Below are 17,932 nucleotides of genomic sequence, written 5' to 3'. Positions count from 1 at the left end.
ACACAGAAGCCCTGAACGAAAGTTCAGGGCTTTTTTGTATGCTTTCAATTCCAGAATCAGTGCTATCAAAGTGCTTGTTTAAATGATCCGTTAACCAACAAGCATAAAAAAACCTCTGCCGTTAAGCAGAGGTTTGATAAATGCAACTAGCTGATAATCAATGAATAACCTGAGACAAGAACGCACGCGTACGTTCTGATTTTGGATTAGCAAAGAACTCCTGCGGAGGCGCCTCCTCTACGATCTCACCGCGATCCATAAAGATCACTCGGTCTGCCACGGTACGCGCAAAGCCCATTTCATGTGTCACGCACAACATCGTCATGCCATCTTCAGCCAGACCAATCATGGTATCGAGCACCTCTTTGACCATCTCTGGATCGAGTGCGGATGTTGGCTCATCAAACAGCATGATTTTCGGCTTCATACACAGTGAGCGCGCGATCGCTACACGCTGCTGCTGACCACCAGAAAGCTGGCCAGGAAACTTATGTGCATGCTCAGCGATACGTACGCGCTGCAAATAATGCATCGCCAACTCTTCTGCTTCTTTCTTCGGCATTTTACGCACCCAAATCGGTGCCAGCGTACAGTTCTGTAATACGCTCAGGTGCGGGAACAGGTTAAAGTGCTGAAATACCATACCGACTTCAGTACGTACACGCTCGATATTACGGATATCCTGGTTGAGGTGAATGCCATCAACCACAATACGACCTTGCTGATGTTCTTCCAGATGGTTGATGCAGCGAATCGTGGTGGATTTACCCGAACCTGATGGCCCGCACAGCACGATGCGTTCGCGCGGTTTCACCTGCAAGTTGATGTCTTTCAGTACGTGGAATTGGCCGTACCATTTATTAACGTTTTCAAGAGTAATCATCATGGCGTCAGCCGCATTAGTCATAGTTTGTGTCATGTTAAACCTCAGTGCGAAGAACGCCCGGTGTGAAAACGCTTCTCCAGATACTGGCTATAGCGCGACATGCTGAAACAGAAAATCCAGTAAACCAGGGCAGCAAAAACATAGCCTTCCGTCGACATTCCCAACCAGGTTGGGTCAACGGTGGCTTGCTGCACGCTACTGAAGAGATCGAATAGGCCGATGATGATCACCAAACTGGTATCTTTAAACAGTGCGATGATGGTGTTCACCAGGCCGGGAATGGTGAGCTTGAGTGCTTGCGGTAAAATCACCAGCGCCTGGGTTTTCCAGTAGCCGAGCGACAAGGATTCAGCTGCTTCGTACTGACCTTTCGGCAGCGCCTGCAAACCGCCGCGCACCACTTCTGCCACATAAGCTGACTGGAAGAGAATCACGCCAACCAACGCGCGCACCAGTTTGTCGATAGTTGTGCCTTCCGCCATGAACAATGGCAGCATAACTGAAGACATAAACAGCACGGTGATCAGCGGAACGCCACGCCAAAACTCAATGAAGATCACCGAAAGCGTACGCACCACAGGCATATTTGAACGGCGTCCCAACGCCAGCAAAATGCCCAACGGTAGCGCACCGGCAATCCCCACTGAAGCGATAATCAGCGTCAATGCCAAGCCGCCCCATTGGCGCGTCTCAACACGCTCCAAACCAAAATAGCCGCCATACATCAGCAACCAAACCACAATCGGATACACTACCGCCCAGCAGGCGATATAGCGACCGCGACGCGGCATAGCTTTGATAAACATTGGAATGATCGAGAGCAAACCAATGATCAGCGAGAGGTTGATGCGCCAGCGTAGCTCATGTGGATAAAGCCCATACATAAACTGGCCAAAGCGTGCATGGATAAACACCCAGCATGCGCCTTCTTTGGTGCAATCTGCACGCGTCTCGCCAATCCAGTTAGCCTGAAAAACTAACCAGTTCAATGCCGGCGGAATAACGGTCCAGATAAGCCAGAGACTAAACAGCGTCAGTAACGTGTTCAGCCAGCTGGAGAACAGATTTTTACGCGCCCACAGCCAAGCCTTGCTAAGAGGATTGGTCGGAATCGGCGGTGTTTCGTGTGTGGTAACAGACATAATGATCCCGTTCTCTTAACGCTCAACCAGCGCGATTTTGCGATTGTAGAGGTTCATCAGCAGCGAAATAAGCAGGCTGATGATCAGATAAACCGCCATGGTAATCGCAATGGTTTCAATTGCTTGTCCGGTTTGGTTCAGCACCGTACCGGCAAACAGCGACACCATATCGGGATAGCCAATCGCGGCCGCCAACGATGAGTTCTTCACGATGTTGAGATACTGGCTGGTCAGCGGTGGGATAATCACGCGCATCGCTTGCGGAATGATGACCTGGCGCATGGTGACTGGATTCGGCAGACCCAACGAACGCGCGGCTTCATTTTGCCCATGTGGCACTGACTGAATACCGGAACGAATCACCTCCGCTATGAATGATGAGGTATACACCGACAGCGCCACGGTTAATGCAGCAAGTTCAGGAATCATCACCGCGCCGCCGCGGAAGTTAAATCCACGCAGTTGCGGCACATCCCAGTGCATTGCTGCACCAAATAATGTGTGTGCAATCAACGGCAGCAAGATCAGCAATGCAACGGCTGCAGGCCATGTTCGACGCAATTGGCCGGTTTTTAACTGATGTTTGCGGTTGAAGCGGAATAGCGCCACGCAGCCAAGAATCGCCAATGCCAGCGCGATGATGAACGGCCAGGTGCCGGGTGCGTATTCCGGCCATGGAATATACAGACCACGGTTGCTGACAAACGTCAGATCAAAAGCGCTCAGCGCCTGACGCGGCCCAGGCAAGTTACGCAGTACGGCAAAGTACCAGAAGAAGATTTGCAGTAGTGGCGGGATATTGCGAAACGTCTCAATGTAGATGGTTGAGAGGCGGCGCAGCAGCCAGTTCTCGGACAAGCGTGCTAAACCGACAGCAAAACCAAGAATCGAGGCGAAGACAATACACAGCGCAGATACCAGCAAGGTGTTGGTTAACCCCACCATAAACACGCGCGCGTAAGTGTCGCCTTCGGTGTAATCGATCAGGTGTTGGACAATGCCAAAGCCGGCATTGCGATCAAGAAAACCGAAGCCGGAAGTGATGCCACGATTGGCCAGGTTGATGACGGTGTTGTGGATGAGATATCCCACCACCGCCAGCACGGCCACAATCGCGATGATTTGGTAAAGCCAGGCGCGAACCGTAGGATTACCGAACGAAAAATCCCTTTTTACGGTTGGGCGTTGCGACATGTTGAAACCTCAGTGAAGATTACGCGTGGGCACCGCAGGGTGCGGTGCCCGACTGGCAGGACGAAATTAACGTACTGGCGGAGCGTATTGGATGCCGCCCGCATTCCACAGCGCATTCTGACCGCGCGCGATTTTCAGTGCGCTGTCTTTACCCACGTTGCGATCGAACACTTCCTGATAGTTACCCACTTGCTTGATGATGTTGAAGGCCCACTTGTTATCAAGCTTCAGATCTTTACCGAAGTCGCCTTCAGCGCCCAACAGGTGAGCCATATCTGGCGTAGTCGGTTTTGCTGCCATCTGATCTACGTTTTTAGAGCTGATACCCATCTCTTCAGCATTCAACATCGCGTAGAGAGACCATTTCACAATGGTGAACCAATCGTCATCACCACGACGTACCACTGGGCCCAGTGGTTCTTTGGAGATCACTTCAGGCAATACGATGAAATCATCTGGTTTACCCAACTTCACGCGCAGTGCATACAGTTGAGATTGGTCAGAAGAGAGCGTATCGCAACGGCCGCTATCGAGCGCTTTGGCTGATTCGTCAGAGCGATCGAAGGTTACCGGCGTGTACTGCATTTTGTTGGCTTTAAAGTAGTCAGCCACGTTCAGTTCGGTATCAGTACCAGCCTGAATACATACGGTGGCGCCATCCAACTCTTTCGCACTTTTCAGGCCGGCTTTCTTGTGGGTCAGGAAGCCGATACCGTCGTAATAGTTCACGCCAGCAAACAGGAAGCCCATACCGCCATCGCGCGATGAAGTCCAGGTGGTGTTACGCGACAGAATGTCTACTTCGCCAGACTGCAAGGCGGTGAAACGCTCTTTTGCGGTCAGCGGGGTGTATTTCACTTTGGTCGCATCACCAAATACTGCTGCTGCTGCTGCGCGGCATACATCGACGTCGATACCAGTGAATTTGCCGTTTGAGTCAGCATAAGAGAAGCCTGGCAGGCCGTCGCTGATGCCGCACTGTACAAAACCTTTCTTCTTAATGGCATCCAACGTGGTGCCGGCATGCGCTTGTTGTGCAACGGCTAACAGCGAAGCTGCAGCGACCAGGGTGGAAAGCATCATCTTTTTCATAAAGCATCCTGTGTGGCGATATCGTGTGTTGTTATGTTTGCGCGCACTTTAATGTGCGCTTTTTTCTGTCTGTGGTGGTTAGCCATTCATTGCTCTGCAAACCTGATGCCAGGTTTGCAGAATCCTGAATTCTCTTGAAAGATCTTTTAATAAACTAAGAGTTCGGAAAATTCTGGTTAATATGACGCACCAAAAGGCAGCATGACGAGACGCCACGATCACAAATAGTGCAAAAAGTTTCACTATATGGAAGCAGTGTGAGCCAACGCTCAGGAGGCGATGTACGGATTTGCACTATTACGGTTTAAGCAGCGGAGGATCACAAACCGCGCGGCTTAGAAGGGATTCAGTGAGGGTATAAAAATGGCGCAGATGGCTTGCTGAGAGGGATTAAATATCACTGATGCAATTGCAACTATCGTTACCATTTTGGCGACAATTGTTTCATGCGTTGCTACCGGAACGAAATGACTTTATTGGTGCAAACAAAAACGCCAGCCCGAAGGCTGGCGTTATCGCAGCAACAAACTAAAAAAATTAGTTCATGCCGTATTTTTTCAGCTTCTTACGCAGGGTACCGCGGTTGATACCCATCATCAGAGCTGCACGGGTCTGGTTGCCACGGGTGTACTGCATCACCATGTCCAACAGAGGCTGCTCGACTTCTGCCAATACCAGCTCATACAGGTCACTAACATCCTGACCATTTAGTTGAGCAAAATAGTTCTTCAGTGACTGTTTAACCGAATCACGCAGTGGCTTTTGGGTCACCTGATCCTGAGAGTTAACGGTAGAAACGGTGAGTACGTCAGAATTTACGCGTTGTTCGAACATAGTTCTTTCAGCTCTTTATTTCGTTTACGCAAGATTTTCGAAGTATGCCTCCAACGCCTCCAGCTGTTCGCTGGCATCCTCAATGGCGTTGAATGTGCGCCGAAACTGGTCATCAGGAGCACTTTCCTGCAAATACCAGGAAACGTGTTTTCGGGCAATACGGTATCCTTTGCGCTGACCGTAAAAGTCGTGCAGCTCCCGTATGTGTCCAATCAGCATTTGCTTCACTTCAGCCAGCGGCTTCGGTGCCAGCAGCTCCCCTGTGTCCAGATAATGCTGGATTTCCCGGAAGATCCACGGTCTTCCCTGAGCGGCACGGCCAACCATTAGAGCATCGGCTCCGGTATAGTCGAGCACCGCTCTGGCTTTATGCGGGTCAGTAATGTCCCCGTTCGCGATAATCGGAATGGAAACGCTCTGCTTAACTGTCCGAATGCTGTCGTATTCAGCAAATCCCTCAAACAAACAGGCGCGCGTGCGGCCATGGATGGTGAGAGCCTGAATGCCACAGCGTTCAGCCAATTGGGCAATCTCTACACAATTACGATTTTCTTTGTCCCAGCCGGTGCGAATTTTCAGCGTAACCGGTACATCAACTGCATTAACGACCGCACGGAGGATAGATTCCACCAGTTGCGGATGTTGCAGCAGCGCTGAACCTGCCATCTTACGATTCACTTTTTTGGCCGGGCAGCCCATGTTGATATCGATAACCTGCGCGCCAGACGCCACATTAATGCGCGCGGCAGCAGCCATCTCATCAGGATCACAACCGGCGATTTGCACGGCGCGAATCCCAGGCTCGTCACTATGCACCATGCGCAAACGGGATTTGTCACTAGCCCAAACTTCCGGGTTAGATGACAGCATCTCGGAGACAGTCATACCGGCGCCGTTCTCGTAACACAGCGTGCGAAATGGCTTATCGGAGACTCCGGCCATAGGCGCAGCAATGAGGCGATTACGTAGCTGATGTTGTCCAATGCGCATGAAAAAGAAGTGACCCTAACTGTTCGCAAGGCGGCGTATATTACGCATTTTTTAAAGAAGATGAAAGGCCAAACTTTGAACAATTCGCCGTCAAAGATCATGGAAATCGCGCTAATCAGCGGATGAAAGATGATTAATTCTTTTAATTCAGTTGGTTAAAAAAATATGCTGAAATTGTGAACAAAAATTTTTCTAAAAACTTGAGCAAAATCACAACATAAAAACCGCCACATCTGGTAATTAGCCAGAGAAATGACGGCTATGTGATTATTAATTGAACTAATTAGTTTGGTGACGAGGGGCAATGGCGCAAGGCTCAACCCTGAAACCGATGTCTTTGGGCTGAGCCTGCCGATGATATTATTTATTCGACGACTATGCGTCCATTAAGAGGCTGTACTGGGCGACTGTTGCCATGCTCACCTAAGAGCAGAGCGAAGGTTTTCAATTGTTCGGCAGAAGCCATAACAGGCTGCTTCAGCACCAGCCAGCGAACGCCTTCGGTGCAAGGTGGCGTAGTGAGAGAGCCACTAAAACGATAATAGTGTTTGTCACCTGGAATTAATGCGCTGAGGTTTAAGGCGTGCTGCAATTCCACTTCATGATTCACTTTAGCAGGCAGGTCGCGCAGGATTTCTGCCAGCGCGGGATTCGCGGCGCCTGCTTCAAACATCACACCAACCACGGCCAAATGCCCGTCTTTACTGGCATGAACAAAATGCGCGGCCAGTGGATAACGTTTCCCATCAATCAGGTTTTCGCTAGGCGTGTGGAAGTGGAATTGGCGCAACGTAAAAGCTTCGCCATCCAGCATGAGGGCATCGCCATCTTTTATATTGATTTGGATGGTGTGGCCATTATTGACGATGGATTCTTTCTTCGCCTGATAGCTCAAGGTTAACGGCGGAAGCTGACCATTCACCACCTGACGAATATCGATAGGCGACTGATTCACACCGCTTTTGCAGGTTTGAAAATCGGTGCTTAAATTGCCCCATTCTGCCGGTGCTTCATAAGACCAAGCGGTATTGTGGGCGTGCGTATAGGAAGCCATGCTGGCTAGCAAGGCAAGTAAACAAAGTTTCTTTTTCATAATTCATTATTCAGCGATTTATCGACGTTTAATGCCGTAACAGCATTGCCTGTTGGGATAGCGCTATCGCCTGGAGCGGGATTGTAATGGCTTATATGTAAAGTAACAGCAGGAGATCAGAAAGGGCTGGGGGTTTGAGACAGGTCTCAAGCCAAACGGGCGCATGCCAGTCAAAACGTGACTGGCATGCGAGGATAAGAGGTTAGCGACGCACACCAGTAATGCGGCACCACTCTTCTTTTTCCGCGACCGGATCAAGAGCGAAACGTTCGACATAGGCTTCACACACGCCTTCAGCCTGGCTTGCCAGCACGCCGGATAAACCAAGATGACCGCCGGCTTTTGGCAATACGCTAATCAGCGGCGCTAGCTCACGCAACGGACCGGCGAGGATGTTGGCAACCACCACATCGGCTTGCAGATTTTCCGGCTGCTGGTGGGGCAGATACAGCGCCAAACGATCCGACACACCATTACGTTCGGCGTTATCACGGCTGGCTTGAATCGCCTGTGGATCGATATCAATACCGATGGCCTGTGCCGCACCCAGCTTCAACGCCGCGATGGCCAGAATGCCGGATCCACAGCCGAAATCGATCACCGTTTTACCTTGCAAATCAAGGCCATCAAGCCAGGTTAAGCACAGCGAGGTGGTAGGATGCGTGCCGGTGCCAAAGGCGAGGCCAGGATCCAGCATCACATTTACTGCATCAGGATCCGGCACATCGCGCCAGCTAGGGCAGATCCACAACCGCTCGCCAAAACGCATTGGGTGGAAGTTATCCATCCATTCACGTTCCCAATCTTTGTCTTCGATCTGCTCGATCTTATGACGAAACGCCGATCCCAGCAGCGGATGCTGGCTCAGCTCGGCCACCACATCGCTCATCTCGGTTTCCGCGTCGAACAGGCCAATCACATCGGTGTCGCCCCATAACAGCGTTTCCCCCGGCAGCGGTTCGTACACCGGATTGTCGTGCGTGTCCTGGAAAGTCACAGACACGGCACCCACATCCATCAGCGCATCGCTCAGGGTTTCGGCGTTCTCACCGGTGCTATTAATTTTGATTTGAATCCAAGGCATCGCGTTTCTCTTTATTTCAGTGCCGCAGCGTGCGTTGCAGGCGTGCGACCAAACAAATTACCCACCAGGAACGCCAGTAGGCTTAAGGTCAATGACGGAACGATCGGGTGGAAACCCCACCATTCAATTTTCAGGCTGGCAAGCAGCGTATAGCAAACGGCGCCGACTAACATTCCACTTATCGCGCCAGTGGAGTTAGCGCGCTCCCAATACAATCCCAGCACCAACGGCCACAGGAACACCGCTTCCAGGCCGCCAAACGCCAGCAGGTTCAGCCAGATAATCATATCCGGCGGATTCCATGCCGCCAGCAGCAGCAGCACGCCAAGCACGAAGGTGATAGTGCCCGACAGCATGCGTAGGTGCGCCTCATTTTCACTGTGTTGTGGCGCAATTCGCAGGTAAAGATCTTTGATCAGCGTAGCGGAGGATTGCAGCAACTGCGCGTTAATGGTCGACATAATCGCCGCCATCGGTGCTGCCAGAAATACGCCCGCAGCCATCGGCGGCAACACGGTGATCATCAACGTTGGGATCACGCGATCGGGAATGGTGAGATCGGGCAGGATCACGCGTCCCAGTGCACCAGCCAGATGCATCCCGAACATCAGGATCACCACCACAATGGTGCCGAGAATTATGCCGCGATGCATAGCTTTGCTGTCTTTATAGGAGATGCAGCGCACCGCCGTATGTGGCAAACCGATTACGCCAAAACATACCAACACCGCAAATGAGCTCAGGAAAGTCGGATTGATGACATTGCCGACACCTTCTGGCGAGGTCAGTTGTGGATCGATGTTATGTAGTTTGGTCACCGCCGAGGCTAATCCGCCAGCATGGTGAATCACCGCAAACAGCAGCAGGAAAGTGCCAATCAGCATCACCATGCCTTGCATCGCATCGTTCAGCACGCTGGCGCGAAAACCGCCGAACGCGGTATACAGCGCGATGGTGCCACCAAAAATCAGCAGGCCAGTGTCGTAAGGAATGCCCGCCGCGGTTTCCAGCAGGCGCGCGCCGCCGATGAATTGCACGGTCATCGCGCCGATAAACGCGACTAACAAACTGAGGCTGGAGAGCCAGATCAGCAGCGTGCTGCCATAACGGCCATACAACATGTCATTGAGCGTAACGGCGTTGTAGCGACGCGCCAGAATGGCGAATTTTTTCCCTAGCACGCCCAGCGACAACCAGACGGCGGGCACCTGAATCATCGCCAGCAGCACCCAGCCAAGGCCATATTTGTAGGCCGCGCCCGGTCCGCCAATAAACGAACTGGCGCTGATGTAAGTGGTGGTGATGGTCATCGCCAGCACGAAACCGCCCATCGAACGGCTGCCGAGGAAATACTCACTCAGGAAGTTGCCCTGTTGCTGCTTGCGCATGGCAAATACGGATAGCGCAGCGATCAGCACCAAATAGGCTAATAGCGGGAGAATGATTTCAGAGTCCATCTTGGTCCTCCAGCGACATGTCGCGGAACAGCACGCGCACCATTAGCCAGCACAACACAATAAACAGCAGCGGGGCGAAGAGACAGGAAAGTTCGAACCAGCGGGGCAGGCCAAACAGGCCGATTTCATTGCCACCTAACCAGGCAGATAATCCCCAAACGGCGAGGTAAGCGATGGTCAGATAAAATGACCAGCGCGCCTCTTTGTTTGCTTGTAAAAAACGCCAATCCATTATGTAACCCCAAAGGCAACAAAAATGAAAAAGGCCGGATTAACCGGCCTCTGCTTTGCTCTGCGCTGCGATTACTTCTCTTGCAGGCCGAGTTTTTTCTCCAGATAGTGGATGTTAGTTCCACCTTGCTGGAAGTTTTCGTCGTTCATGATTTTCATCTGCAGCTCGACGTTGGTCTTGATGCCGTCGATGATCAGTTCCGCCAGCGCGTTCTTCATACGTGAAATCGCGACGTCACGGTTTTCACCATAAGTGATCAGCTTACCAATCATTGAATCGTAGTACGGCGGCACGCTGTAACCGGCATAGATGTGCGATTCCCAGCGCACGCCAAAACCGCCAGGCGCGTGGAAACGGGTGATCTTGCCAGGACTTGGCAGGAAGGTGTTGGCATCTTCGGCGTTAATACGGCATTCCACCGCATGACCACGAATCACCACATCTTCCTGTTTGATCGACAGCGGCTGACCCGCAGCGATGCGCAGCTGCTCTTTGATCAGATCGACGCCGGTGATCATCTCAGTCACCGGATGTTCCACCTGAATACGGGTGTTCATCTCGATGAAGTAGAACTCACCGTTTTCGTACAGGAACTCAAAGGTACCGGCTCCGCGATAGCCGATGTCGATACAGGCTTTGGAGCAGCGCTCGCCGATGTAGCGACGCAGTTCCGGCGTGATGCCTGGCGCAGGTGCTTCTTCGACCACTTTCTGGTGGCGACGCTGCATTGAGCAGTCACGTTCCGCCAGATAGATAGCGTTGCCCTGACCGTCAGCCAATACCTGAATCTCGATGTGGCGCGGATTCTCGAGGTATTTCTCCATGTACACCATGTCGTTGTTGAAAGCCGCTTTGGCTTCCGCTTTCGTCATGTTGATGGATTGCTCAAGATCCTTGTCGCTGCGCACCACGCGCATACCGCGACCGCCGCCGCCGCCAGAAGCTTTGATGATCACCGGATAGCCGATGCGCTTAGCGAAGGCACGGTTTTTTTCCATGTCATCGGTCAGCGAACCGTCAGAACCCGGTACGGTCGGTACGCCGGCTTTTTTCATCGCGGTGATCGCAGAAACTTTATCGCCCATCAGACGAATGGTGTCGGCTTTCGGGCCGATGAAGATAAAGCCAGAGCGCTCAACCTGCTCGGCGAAATCGGCGTTCTCAGACAGGAAGCCGTAACCCGGGTGGATCGCTACCGCGCCGGTAATTTCAGCCGCAGAGATCAGCGCCGGGATGTTCAGATAGCTTTTGACCGAAGGCGGTGGGCCGATGCAGACAGTTTCGTCTGCCAGCAACACGTGCTTCAGGTCACGGTCCGCGGTGGAGTGCACAGCAACAGTCTTAATGCCCAGCTCTTTGCAGGCACGCAGAATGCGCAGCGCTATCTCACCACGGTTAGCAATGACAATTTTATCCAGCATGCTTCGCCTCGTTATTCGATGATGACCAGCGGCTCGTCAAATTCAACCGGTTGGCCGCTTTCGACCAGGATCGCCTTCACAACGCCGGATTTATCGGCTTCGATCTGGTTCATCATTTTCATCGCTTCAACGATGCACAGAGTATCGCCAGCGTTAACTTTCTGGCCAACTTCGATGAAGGCTTTCGCATCCGGGCTTGGGGTGCGATAGAAGGTGCCGACCATCGGTGAACGCACGATGTGGCCACTGATTTCAGCTTTAGGTGCTTCAGCGGCTGGCGCAGCGGCAGGAGCCACGGCGGTTGCCAGCGCAGGCTGCTGCTGCATTGGCGCAGCGTAAGCCTGTTGCATCATCGGGTAACCGGCATTTGCAGGTGCGCGGCTGATACGAACGGACTCTTCGCCCTCGGAGATTTCCAGCTCGGAGATGCCAGACTCTTCAACCAGTTCGATCAGTTTCTTAATTTTACGAATATCCATGAGTGTGGTTCCGTACTCTGTTTAATTGGAATGTGACAGGCGTTTTACTGCCGTTTGTAAAGCCCACGAGTATCCATCAGCGCCAAGTCCACAGATGACGCCGGCAGATACATCGGAAAGATAGGAGTGATGTCGGAACGGTTCGCGTGCATGCACATTTGAGAGATGCACCTCAATAAAAGGAATGCTAACCGCCAACAGGGCATCACGCAGTGCAACGCTGGTATGCGTGAACGCAGCAGGATTAATGATGATGTAATCCACATTGCCGCGAGCTTCGTGGATACGATCGATCAACTGAAACTCGGCGTTCGATTGCAAATGACTCAATTTCACATGGTGCTGATCGGCCTGTTGCGTCAAATCGCTGACAATTTGCGCCAGCGTGGTGTGACCATACTTCTCAGGCTCGCGCGTCCCCAACAAATTCAAGTTGGGACCGTTTAAAAGCAGTATGTGAAATTTGTGCGCCATCTTGCTGCTATCTCCTGCAATCAGTAAGGCATCGCGTAAAATACCGCGGCATCTTGCGTTTGTCACTCCTGAGAGTGAAAAAGAAGACTTCGCTTGCAATAAAGCCGGGCATTATATCCGTTTCGTCGCCAATCGCAGCAAAATACTGGTCTTATCAGCGAAGATGATCGGATGCGGCCCGAAGGCCACACGTTTTAACAGATTTGGCGGGAGGAACACAACCGTGCGGGGATTATCTGTGGAGAAGTTTACGCAACTTATTGTAACGCCAGCCTAACAGCAGTATAGCCAGCAGCGCGTAGATAACGGGTTGCGGCGACAATACTTTTACCGACCACAAATAGTGGATAGGTGCGAGGATCGCCACCAAATACACGCCGTTATGCAGCGTTTGCCAGCGGCGACCGAGCTTACGCTGCATGCGTTGAAATGAGGTGATAGCCAGGGCGAACAGAATTATCCAGCTGATCATGCCCAGTAACAAATAAGGACGGGAAATCACCTCGCTGCCGAGCAATCGCAGATGATCGTAGCCAAGTTCCAACAAGTAGTAGCTGGTAAGATGCAAACTCGCCCAAGCAAAGCACCATACGCCGAGCAGGCGGCGCGTGCGTATTAGCAATGGCTGCTTTAGGTAACGCGTCAGCGGCGACACCAGCAATGTGGCTAACAGCAACTTTAGCGCCATTCTGCCGGTAAAATGCTGGATATCTTTCGCCGGATCGGCACTCAACCAGCCTTGACTGGCTGCCATAAACAGGTAAACAAATGGCAGAAAAGCCGCCAAATGCAGCACCACCTTTAAGCCGGTGATGTGGCGTAAAGTGAGGCGCACTTAGTAGTTCTCCCGCAAATCCATCCCGTGATACAGCGAAGCCACTTCCTTCGCATAACCGTTAAACAGCAGCGTCGGCTGGCGATCAACCTTAAGAATGCCGCCTGCACCGATAAAGCGTTCGGTCGCCTGTGACCAACGCGGATGGTTCACATGCGGATTCACATTGGCGTAGAAACCATATTCATTGGCGGCGATCTGGCTCCATGTTGTTGGCGGGCGATCGCGCGTTAAGGTGATCTTGACGATCGATTTAATCCCTTTGAAACCGTATTTCCATGGCACCGTCAGGCGAATTGGCGCGCCATTTTGCGGCGGCAATGCTTTGCCGTACACGCCGGTACTCAGCAGCGTCAGTGGGTGCATCGCTTCATCGAGGCGCAAACCTTCGACATACGGATAATCCAATCCGCCGCCAATGAAGCGGTCTTTCTGGCCAGGCATTTGGTCCGGCGCATACAAGGTTTCAAACGCCACATAGCGCGCATTGCTGGTGGGTTCAGCCAACTTCAACAACTTATTCAACTCAAAGCCAACCCACGGAATCACCATCGACCAGGCTTCGACGCAGCGCATGCGATAGATGCGCTGTTCCATGGCGAAACGCTTGAATATGTCATCCATATCCAGCGTGATTGGCTTAGCGACTTCGCCTTCAATGCGAAGCTTCCATGGATCGGTTTTCAACGTGCCGGCATTGGCGGCCGGATCGGCTTTATCCAGACCAAATTCATAGAAGTTGTTGTAGCCAGAAACTTTATCAAACGGTGTGAGCGGCAAATCGGCCTGCCATTCGGCGGGTTTGCTGAAATCCAGATCTCTGCCTGCTGGCGCAGGCGGGCGATCGTTGCCTTTAAACCAGCTCAGTACGTCAGCTTGCGCTGTGCCCGGTAAACTGGCTGCGGCGGCGCTTAATCCCAACGCTTTCAGCACCTGACGACGGCGCATATTAAAGACGCCTTCTGGCGTGACGTCGGCTTCTGTGAGCAAGTGCTTCAGGTTCATGACGTTCTCCTGCGAAAAGTAAATTACAGCTAGCATGCTCAACTTGCGCCTGTGACGCTAACTTGCTGGCAAAAATGTGAAATTTCCTGGCTGAAGCCGTTATTTGAGAATAGGACGAAAAAGTCCGCGTCAAACTCAGGCCTTCATCGTTTGGCGCTATACTCGCGCCGTAGCGCTTATTAGGCAGCAAAACAGGTGCTTTTGAACCCTGTTTTGCGCTGAATCACACCTTGATTTGTGCTATTTTGCTCAGGTTTGCGCCAATGGTCAGAAAGGCGCCAACGGATGATCACCGTTCATAACCGCAGTGATGCAGGCACAGGGATGCGATTAACTACTAAATTTTCTGCGTTTATTACTTTATTAAGCTTACTGGCAATGCTGTTAATGCTGGTGGGCTGCGCTTTTAGTTTTATCTGGCTATCGCAGCAGCGGGTGGAAACGCGCATGCATACCTTAGCCACCGAAGTTGATAAAGCACTGGCGACACAATCGCCCGAAGAATTAACACAATGGCTGACGCGCATGATGCCGGTGGTCAACGCTGAGCAGATGCAGCTGATCAATGGCGACACCTTAGTGTTCAGTTTAGCGCGCCATGAAAATCCAATGCTGGAAGATGAGCCCAATCGTTTTATCCAATTCGATTTGCCGCTGTCGCACTCGCCGGGATTGGAGCTGCACGTAGTGGTACTCGATCCGGCCAAAACCTGGTTCCGCTCCTTTACAGGTGCCTACACGCTGGTTGTCTTGCTTACGGTGGTGGCCATTATGTCGGCGCTATTGGTGATGACCAATCGCTGGCTGAATCGCCGTTGGCACAACATGGAACAGCTGGAAGCGCGCGCCGAACGCATTTTGGCTGGCGAGCGGCTGCCACGCATTGAACATGCAACAGAGTGGCCGCCCAAAGCCAGTCGAGCGATTGATGCGCTGCTGAGCGATTTACAGGAAGCCGGTGAACAGCGCTTACGCATCGATACTTTAATACGCACTTTTGCCGCGCAAGATTCGCGTACTGGCCTGAATAATCGCCTGTTCTTTGATAACCAGTTGGCAACGCTGCTGGAAGATCAAGAAGATGTCGGCACACACGGCGTTGTTATGATGGTGCGCTTGCCGGATCTCGACACGCTGAATGAAACGCTCGGCCCGACACTGGTGGAAGAGTACCTGTTTGATCTGATCAACATGCTTTCAACCTTTGTGCTGCGCTATCCGGGCGCACTGTTAGCACGCTACTTCCGCAGCGATTTTGCCGTACTGCTACCGCATCGCACGTTAAAAGAAGCCAACAGCATCGCCGATCAATTGATCAATGCCGTCGACTCGCTGCCGCCGATGCGCATGGTTGATCGTGACGATCTGATCCACATCGGCATCAGCGCGTGGCGCAGCGGACAAAGCGTGTCACAGGTGATGGAAAATGTGGAGATGGCAACGCGGCGCGCCACTTTGCAAGGTGGTAATAGCTGGTCGGTGGGCGAAGGCAACACGCTGGATATGGGACGTGGCAGCGTGCGCTGGCGTACCTTATTAGAGAACACCTTAAATCGTGGCGGCCCGCGACTTTATCAGAAACCCGCGGTGTTGCTGGATGGCAAAGTTCATCACCGCGAATTGCTGGTGCGTGTGTTTGATGGTGATAAAGAAGTGTTGTCGGCCGAGTTTATGCCGCTGGTGTTGCAACTGGGGATGACCGATAGCTGGGATCGACAATTGGTGGCGCGTATCGCTGCATTGTCAGAAATGTGGCCGGATGAAACGCTGGCGCTACCAGTGAATATTGATTCGCTTTTGCAGCGGCCATTCCAGCGCTGGCTGCAACAGTTGCTACTTCAATGCAGCAAATCGCAAAGAAAACGTTTTTTATTTGAACTTGCTGAGGCGGACGTTTGTCAACACATCAACCGTTTAGCGCCGGTATTCCATATGTTGACCGCATTCGGTTGTCGCATTGCGGTGGATCAAGCAGGTTTGACGGTGGTGAGCAGTGCCTATATCAAGCAGTTCCCGATTGAGGTGATCAAGCTTGCGCCGGGATTGGTGCGCAATATTGAGCGTCGTACCGAGAACCAATTGTTTGTGCAGAGCTTGCTAGAAGTGTGTAAGTCTTCACCGACGCAAGTTTTTGCCGCCGGTGTGCGTACGCGCGCGGAGTGGCAAATGTTGTCGGGATTGGGTATTTCAGGCGGGCAGGGAGACTTCTTTGCGCCCTCGTTGCCGGTCAACAGCAACGTGAAGAAACACTCGCAACGTTATCGGATTTAAACCTTCAGCACGCGAAAACCGGGCTGAAGTCTGTTTTTCTCGCTTATTTGTGCCGGAGCGCGCGATCCTGGCGGCTGGAAATGTTAAATTTTATGTCGAAATTCACCTGCGATTGGCGGGTAAATTTGTGTTAATGCGGCGTGTTAACGCCGTTTAGCGGCGACGAAAGATGCGACAATCAGGCCAAAAAATTATTCAGCGTATTTTTTCACCGAAGCAGAACGTTTTTGCGCCTTGTAGCGGCTTCGCGTGGTTGGTAAAGTAGGCGGATTTTATTTTCCGCCCCCAGCTTGCAGGATTATCCCTTAGTATGTTTAAAAAATTTCGTGGCATGTTTTCCAATGACTTGTCCATTGACCTGGGTACTGCGAATACCCTGATTTACGTAAAAGGACAAGGCATCGTGTTAAACGAGCCTTCCGTGGTTGCCATTCGTCAGGATCGTGCCGGCTCCCCAAAGAGCGTAGCGGCTGTCGGTCATGATGCTAAGCAGATGCTGGGCCGTACGCCGGGCAACATCGCTGCTATCCGTCCAATGAAAGACGGTGTAATCGCTGATTTCTTCGTAACCGAAAAAATGTTGCAGCACTTCATCAAGCAAGTGCACAGCAACAGCTTTATGCGTCCAAGCCCACGCGTGCTGGTATGCGTACCGGTTGGTGCGACCCAGGTTGAGCGTCGTGCCATCCGTGAATCTGCACAAGGTGCAGGCGCGCGCGAAGTATTCCTGATTGAAGAACCAATGGCTGCGGCGATTGGTGCTGGCTTGCCAGTTTCTGAAGCAACCGGTTCGATGGTGGTCGATATCGGTGGTGGTACCACTGAAGTTGCAGTGATCTCACTGAACGGCGTGGTCTACTCTTCTTCTGTACGTATTGGTGGTGACCGCTTCGATGAAGCTATCATTAATTATGTACGCCGCAACTACGGTTCACTGATCGGTGAAGCGACTGCGGAACGCATCAAGCACGGTATTGGTTCTGCGTATCCGGGCGATGAAGTGCACGAGATTGAAGTGCGCGGTCGTAACCTGGCAGAGGGTGTTCCACGCGGCTTTACGCTGAACTCCAACGAGATCCTCGAAGCGCTGCAAGAGCCGCTGACCGGTATCGTTAGCGCGGTGATGGTTGCACTGGAACAGTGCCCGCCAGAACTGGCTTCTGACATCTCCGAGCGCGGTATGGTGCTGACCGGCGGTGGTGCGCTGCTGCGTAACCTTGATCGTCTGCTGATGGAAGAGACCGGTATTCCGGTGGTGGTGGCAGAAGATCCGCTGACTTGCGTAGCGCGCGGCGGTGGTAAAGCGTTGGAAATGATCGACATGCATGGCGGCGATTTGTTCAGCGAGGAGTAATTCCTCAACGGCTGAGGCCCTGGTCAAATTGCGCAGGGAATAGCGCTTATGCTGACGCTGCTGCTGTTATGCACGACGGCGTGATGCGT

Annotated in this window: 17 protein-coding genes; 2 read left to right on the top strand and 15 right to left on the bottom strand. The window is 52.3% G+C overall.

The window, feature by feature from the left end; translation table 11 throughout:
* Positions 1 to 157: 157 nt before the first annotated feature.
* The 15 genes from ABDW13_RS13560 to msrP all read right to left on the bottom strand — a co-directional run bounded on the left by ABDW13_RS13560 (position 158) and on the right by msrP (position 14,218).
* Entirely contained in the window at positions 158 to 919 is a 762-nt protein-coding gene (locus ABDW13_RS13560; RefSeq protein ID WP_343553079.1) for an amino acid ABC transporter ATP-binding protein, read from the bottom strand.
* 8 nt (positions 920 to 927) lie between these two features.
* Positions 928 to 2,028 (bottom strand): amino acid ABC transporter permease, encoded by a 1,101-nt coding sequence (locus ABDW13_RS13555; protein WP_343553078.1) that lies wholly within the window; start codon positions 2,026 to 2,028, stop codon positions 928 to 930.
* Positions 2,029 to 2,043: 15 nt separating this feature from the next.
* Complete coding sequence (locus tag ABDW13_RS13550) at positions 2,044 to 3,222, bottom strand: amino acid ABC transporter permease (protein ID WP_343553077.1); 1,179 nt, start codon at positions 3,220 to 3,222, stop codon at positions 2,044 to 2,046.
* Between the two features lie 66 nt (positions 3,223 to 3,288).
* Positions 3,289 to 4,314, bottom strand: a complete 1,026-nt coding sequence (locus tag ABDW13_RS13545) for an amino acid ABC transporter substrate-binding protein (protein WP_343553076.1) — start codon at positions 4,312 to 4,314, stop codon at positions 3,289 to 3,291.
* A 537-nt stretch (positions 4,315 to 4,851) separates the two neighbouring features.
* Positions 4,852 to 5,148, bottom strand: a complete 297-nt coding sequence (gene fis / locus ABDW13_RS13540; protein WP_007891954.1) for a DNA-binding transcriptional regulator Fis — start codon at positions 5,146 to 5,148, stop codon at positions 4,852 to 4,854.
* A gap of 24 nt (positions 5,149 to 5,172) precedes the next feature.
* A complete protein-coding gene (dusB, locus tag ABDW13_RS13535; RefSeq protein WP_176970593.1) occupies positions 5,173 to 6,138 on the bottom strand; it encodes a tRNA dihydrouridine synthase DusB in 966 nt (321 codons plus the stop codon).
* A gap of 364 nt (positions 6,139 to 6,502) precedes the next feature.
* Positions 6,503 to 7,231: a carbonic anhydrase family protein gene (locus ABDW13_RS13530; protein WP_343553075.1), complete on the bottom strand. Its 729-nt coding sequence runs from the start codon at positions 7,229 to 7,231 to the stop codon at positions 6,503 to 6,505.
* Between the two features lie 202 nt (positions 7,232 to 7,433).
* Positions 7,434 to 8,315 (bottom strand): 50S ribosomal protein L11 methyltransferase, encoded by an 882-nt coding sequence (gene prmA, locus ABDW13_RS13525; RefSeq protein WP_343553074.1) that lies wholly within the window; start codon positions 8,313 to 8,315, stop codon positions 7,434 to 7,436.
* Positions 8,316 to 8,326: 11 nt separating this feature from the next.
* A complete protein-coding gene (gene panF / locus ABDW13_RS13520) occupies positions 8,327 to 9,772 on the bottom strand; it encodes a sodium/pantothenate symporter (protein ID WP_343553073.1) in 1,446 nt (481 codons plus the stop codon).
* On the bottom strand, positions 9,762 to 10,004 hold the full coding sequence (locus tag ABDW13_RS13515) for a YhdT family protein (protein ID WP_343553072.1): 243 nt from the start codon (positions 10,002 to 10,004) through the stop codon (positions 9,762 to 9,764). The genes panF and ABDW13_RS13515 overlap by 11 nt, the downstream gene beginning before the upstream one ends.
* A gap of 71 nt (positions 10,005 to 10,075) precedes the next feature.
* Entirely contained in the window at positions 10,076 to 11,425 is a 1,350-nt protein-coding gene (accC, locus tag ABDW13_RS13510) for an acetyl-CoA carboxylase biotin carboxylase subunit (protein ID WP_343553070.1), read from the bottom strand.
* Positions 11,426 to 11,436: 11 nt separating this feature from the next.
* Positions 11,437 to 11,904 carry an acetyl-CoA carboxylase biotin carboxyl carrier protein gene (gene accB, locus ABDW13_RS13505; protein ID WP_343553069.1) on the bottom strand — a complete coding sequence of 156 codons (468 nt, stop codon included), beginning with the start codon at positions 11,902 to 11,904 and terminating at the stop codon, positions 11,437 to 11,439.
* Positions 11,905 to 11,925: 21 nt separating this feature from the next.
* Positions 11,926 to 12,378 carry a type II 3-dehydroquinate dehydratase gene (gene aroQ, locus ABDW13_RS13500; RefSeq protein ID WP_343553068.1) on the bottom strand — a complete coding sequence of 151 codons (453 nt, stop codon included), beginning with the start codon at positions 12,376 to 12,378 and terminating at the stop codon, positions 11,926 to 11,928.
* Positions 12,379 to 12,610: 232 nt separating this feature from the next.
* Entirely contained in the window at positions 12,611 to 13,213 is a 603-nt protein-coding gene (msrQ, locus tag ABDW13_RS13495) for a protein-methionine-sulfoxide reductase heme-binding subunit MsrQ (RefSeq protein ID WP_343553067.1), read from the bottom strand.
* On the bottom strand, positions 13,214 to 14,218 hold the full coding sequence (gene msrP, locus ABDW13_RS13490) for a protein-methionine-sulfoxide reductase catalytic subunit MsrP (RefSeq protein WP_343553065.1): 1,005 nt from the start codon (positions 14,216 to 14,218) through the stop codon (positions 13,214 to 13,216).
* A 324-nt stretch (positions 14,219 to 14,542) separates the two neighbouring features.
* Here msrP and csrD point away from each other — a divergent pair, with 324 nt between their 5' ends.
* On the top strand, positions 14,543 to 16,489 hold the full coding sequence (gene csrD / locus ABDW13_RS13485) for an RNase E specificity factor CsrD (RefSeq protein WP_343553063.1): 1,947 nt from the start codon (positions 14,543 to 14,545) through the stop codon (positions 16,487 to 16,489).
* 310 nt (positions 16,490 to 16,799) lie between these two features.
* Positions 16,800 to 17,843 (top strand): rod shape-determining protein MreB, encoded by a 1,044-nt coding sequence (mreB, locus tag ABDW13_RS13480; protein WP_007891976.1) that lies wholly within the window; start codon positions 16,800 to 16,802, stop codon positions 17,841 to 17,843.
* The last annotated feature ends 89 nt before the right edge of the window (positions 17,844 to 17,932 follow it).

This window comes from Pantoea sp., assembly GCF_039594315.1.
In the GTDB taxonomy this organism is placed as follows: domain Bacteria; phylum Pseudomonadota; class Gammaproteobacteria; order Enterobacterales; family Enterobacteriaceae; genus Pantoea.
Note: the sequence above shows the minus strand (reverse complement) of the source record. Positions and strands in the feature narration are given on the sequence as shown.

What these genes read in the sequence shown, in the direction of transcription:
- ABDW13_RS13560 (WP_343553079.1), bottom strand. Translation starts at nt 919, where the DNA reads ATGACACAAACTATGACTAATGCGGCTGACGCCATGATGATTACTCTT.
- ABDW13_RS13555 (WP_343553078.1), bottom strand. Translation starts at nt 2,028, where the DNA reads ATGTCTGTTACCACACACGAAACACCGCCGATTCCGACCAATCCTCTT.
- ABDW13_RS13550 (WP_343553077.1), bottom strand. Translation starts at nt 3,222, where the DNA reads ATGTCGCAACGCCCAACCGTAAAAAGGGATTTTTCGTTCGGTAATCCT.
- ABDW13_RS13545 (WP_343553076.1), bottom strand. Translation starts at nt 4,314, where the DNA reads ATGAAAAAGATGATGCTTTCCACCCTGGTCGCTGCAGCTTCGCTGTTA.
- fis (WP_007891954.1), bottom strand. Translation starts at nt 5,148, where the DNA reads ATGTTCGAACAACGCGTAAATTCTGACGTACTCACCGTTTCTACCGTT.
- dusB (WP_176970593.1), bottom strand. Translation starts at nt 6,138, where the DNA reads ATGCGCATTGGACAACATCAGCTACGTAATCGCCTCATTGCTGCGCCT.
- ABDW13_RS13530 (WP_343553075.1), bottom strand. Translation starts at nt 7,231, where the DNA reads ATGAAAAAGAAACTTTGTTTACTTGCCTTGCTAGCCAGCATGGCTTCC.
- prmA (WP_343553074.1), bottom strand. Translation starts at nt 8,315, where the DNA reads ATGCCTTGGATTCAAATCAAAATTAATAGCACCGGTGAGAACGCCGAA.
- panF (WP_343553073.1), bottom strand. Translation starts at nt 9,772, where the DNA reads ATGGACTCTGAAATCATTCTCCCGCTATTAGCCTATTTGGTGCTGATC.
- ABDW13_RS13515 (WP_343553072.1), bottom strand. Translation starts at nt 10,004, where the DNA reads ATGGATTGGCGTTTTTTACAAGCAAACAAAGAGGCGCGCTGGTCATTT.
- accC (WP_343553070.1), bottom strand. Translation starts at nt 11,425, where the DNA reads ATGCTGGATAAAATTGTCATTGCTAACCGTGGTGAGATAGCGCTGCGC.
- accB (WP_343553069.1), bottom strand. Translation starts at nt 11,904, where the DNA reads ATGGATATTCGTAAAATTAAGAAACTGATCGAACTGGTTGAAGAGTCT.
- aroQ (WP_343553068.1), bottom strand. Translation starts at nt 12,378, where the DNA reads ATGGCGCACAAATTTCACATACTGCTTTTAAACGGTCCCAACTTGAAT.
- msrP (WP_343553065.1), bottom strand. Translation starts at nt 14,218, where the DNA reads ATGAACCTGAAGCACTTGCTCACAGAAGCCGACGTCACGCCAGAAGGC.
- csrD (WP_343553063.1), top strand. Translation starts at nt 14,543, where the DNA reads ATGCGATTAACTACTAAATTTTCTGCGTTTATTACTTTATTAAGCTTA.
- mreB (WP_007891976.1), top strand. Translation starts at nt 16,800, where the DNA reads ATGTTTAAAAAATTTCGTGGCATGTTTTCCAATGACTTGTCCATTGAC.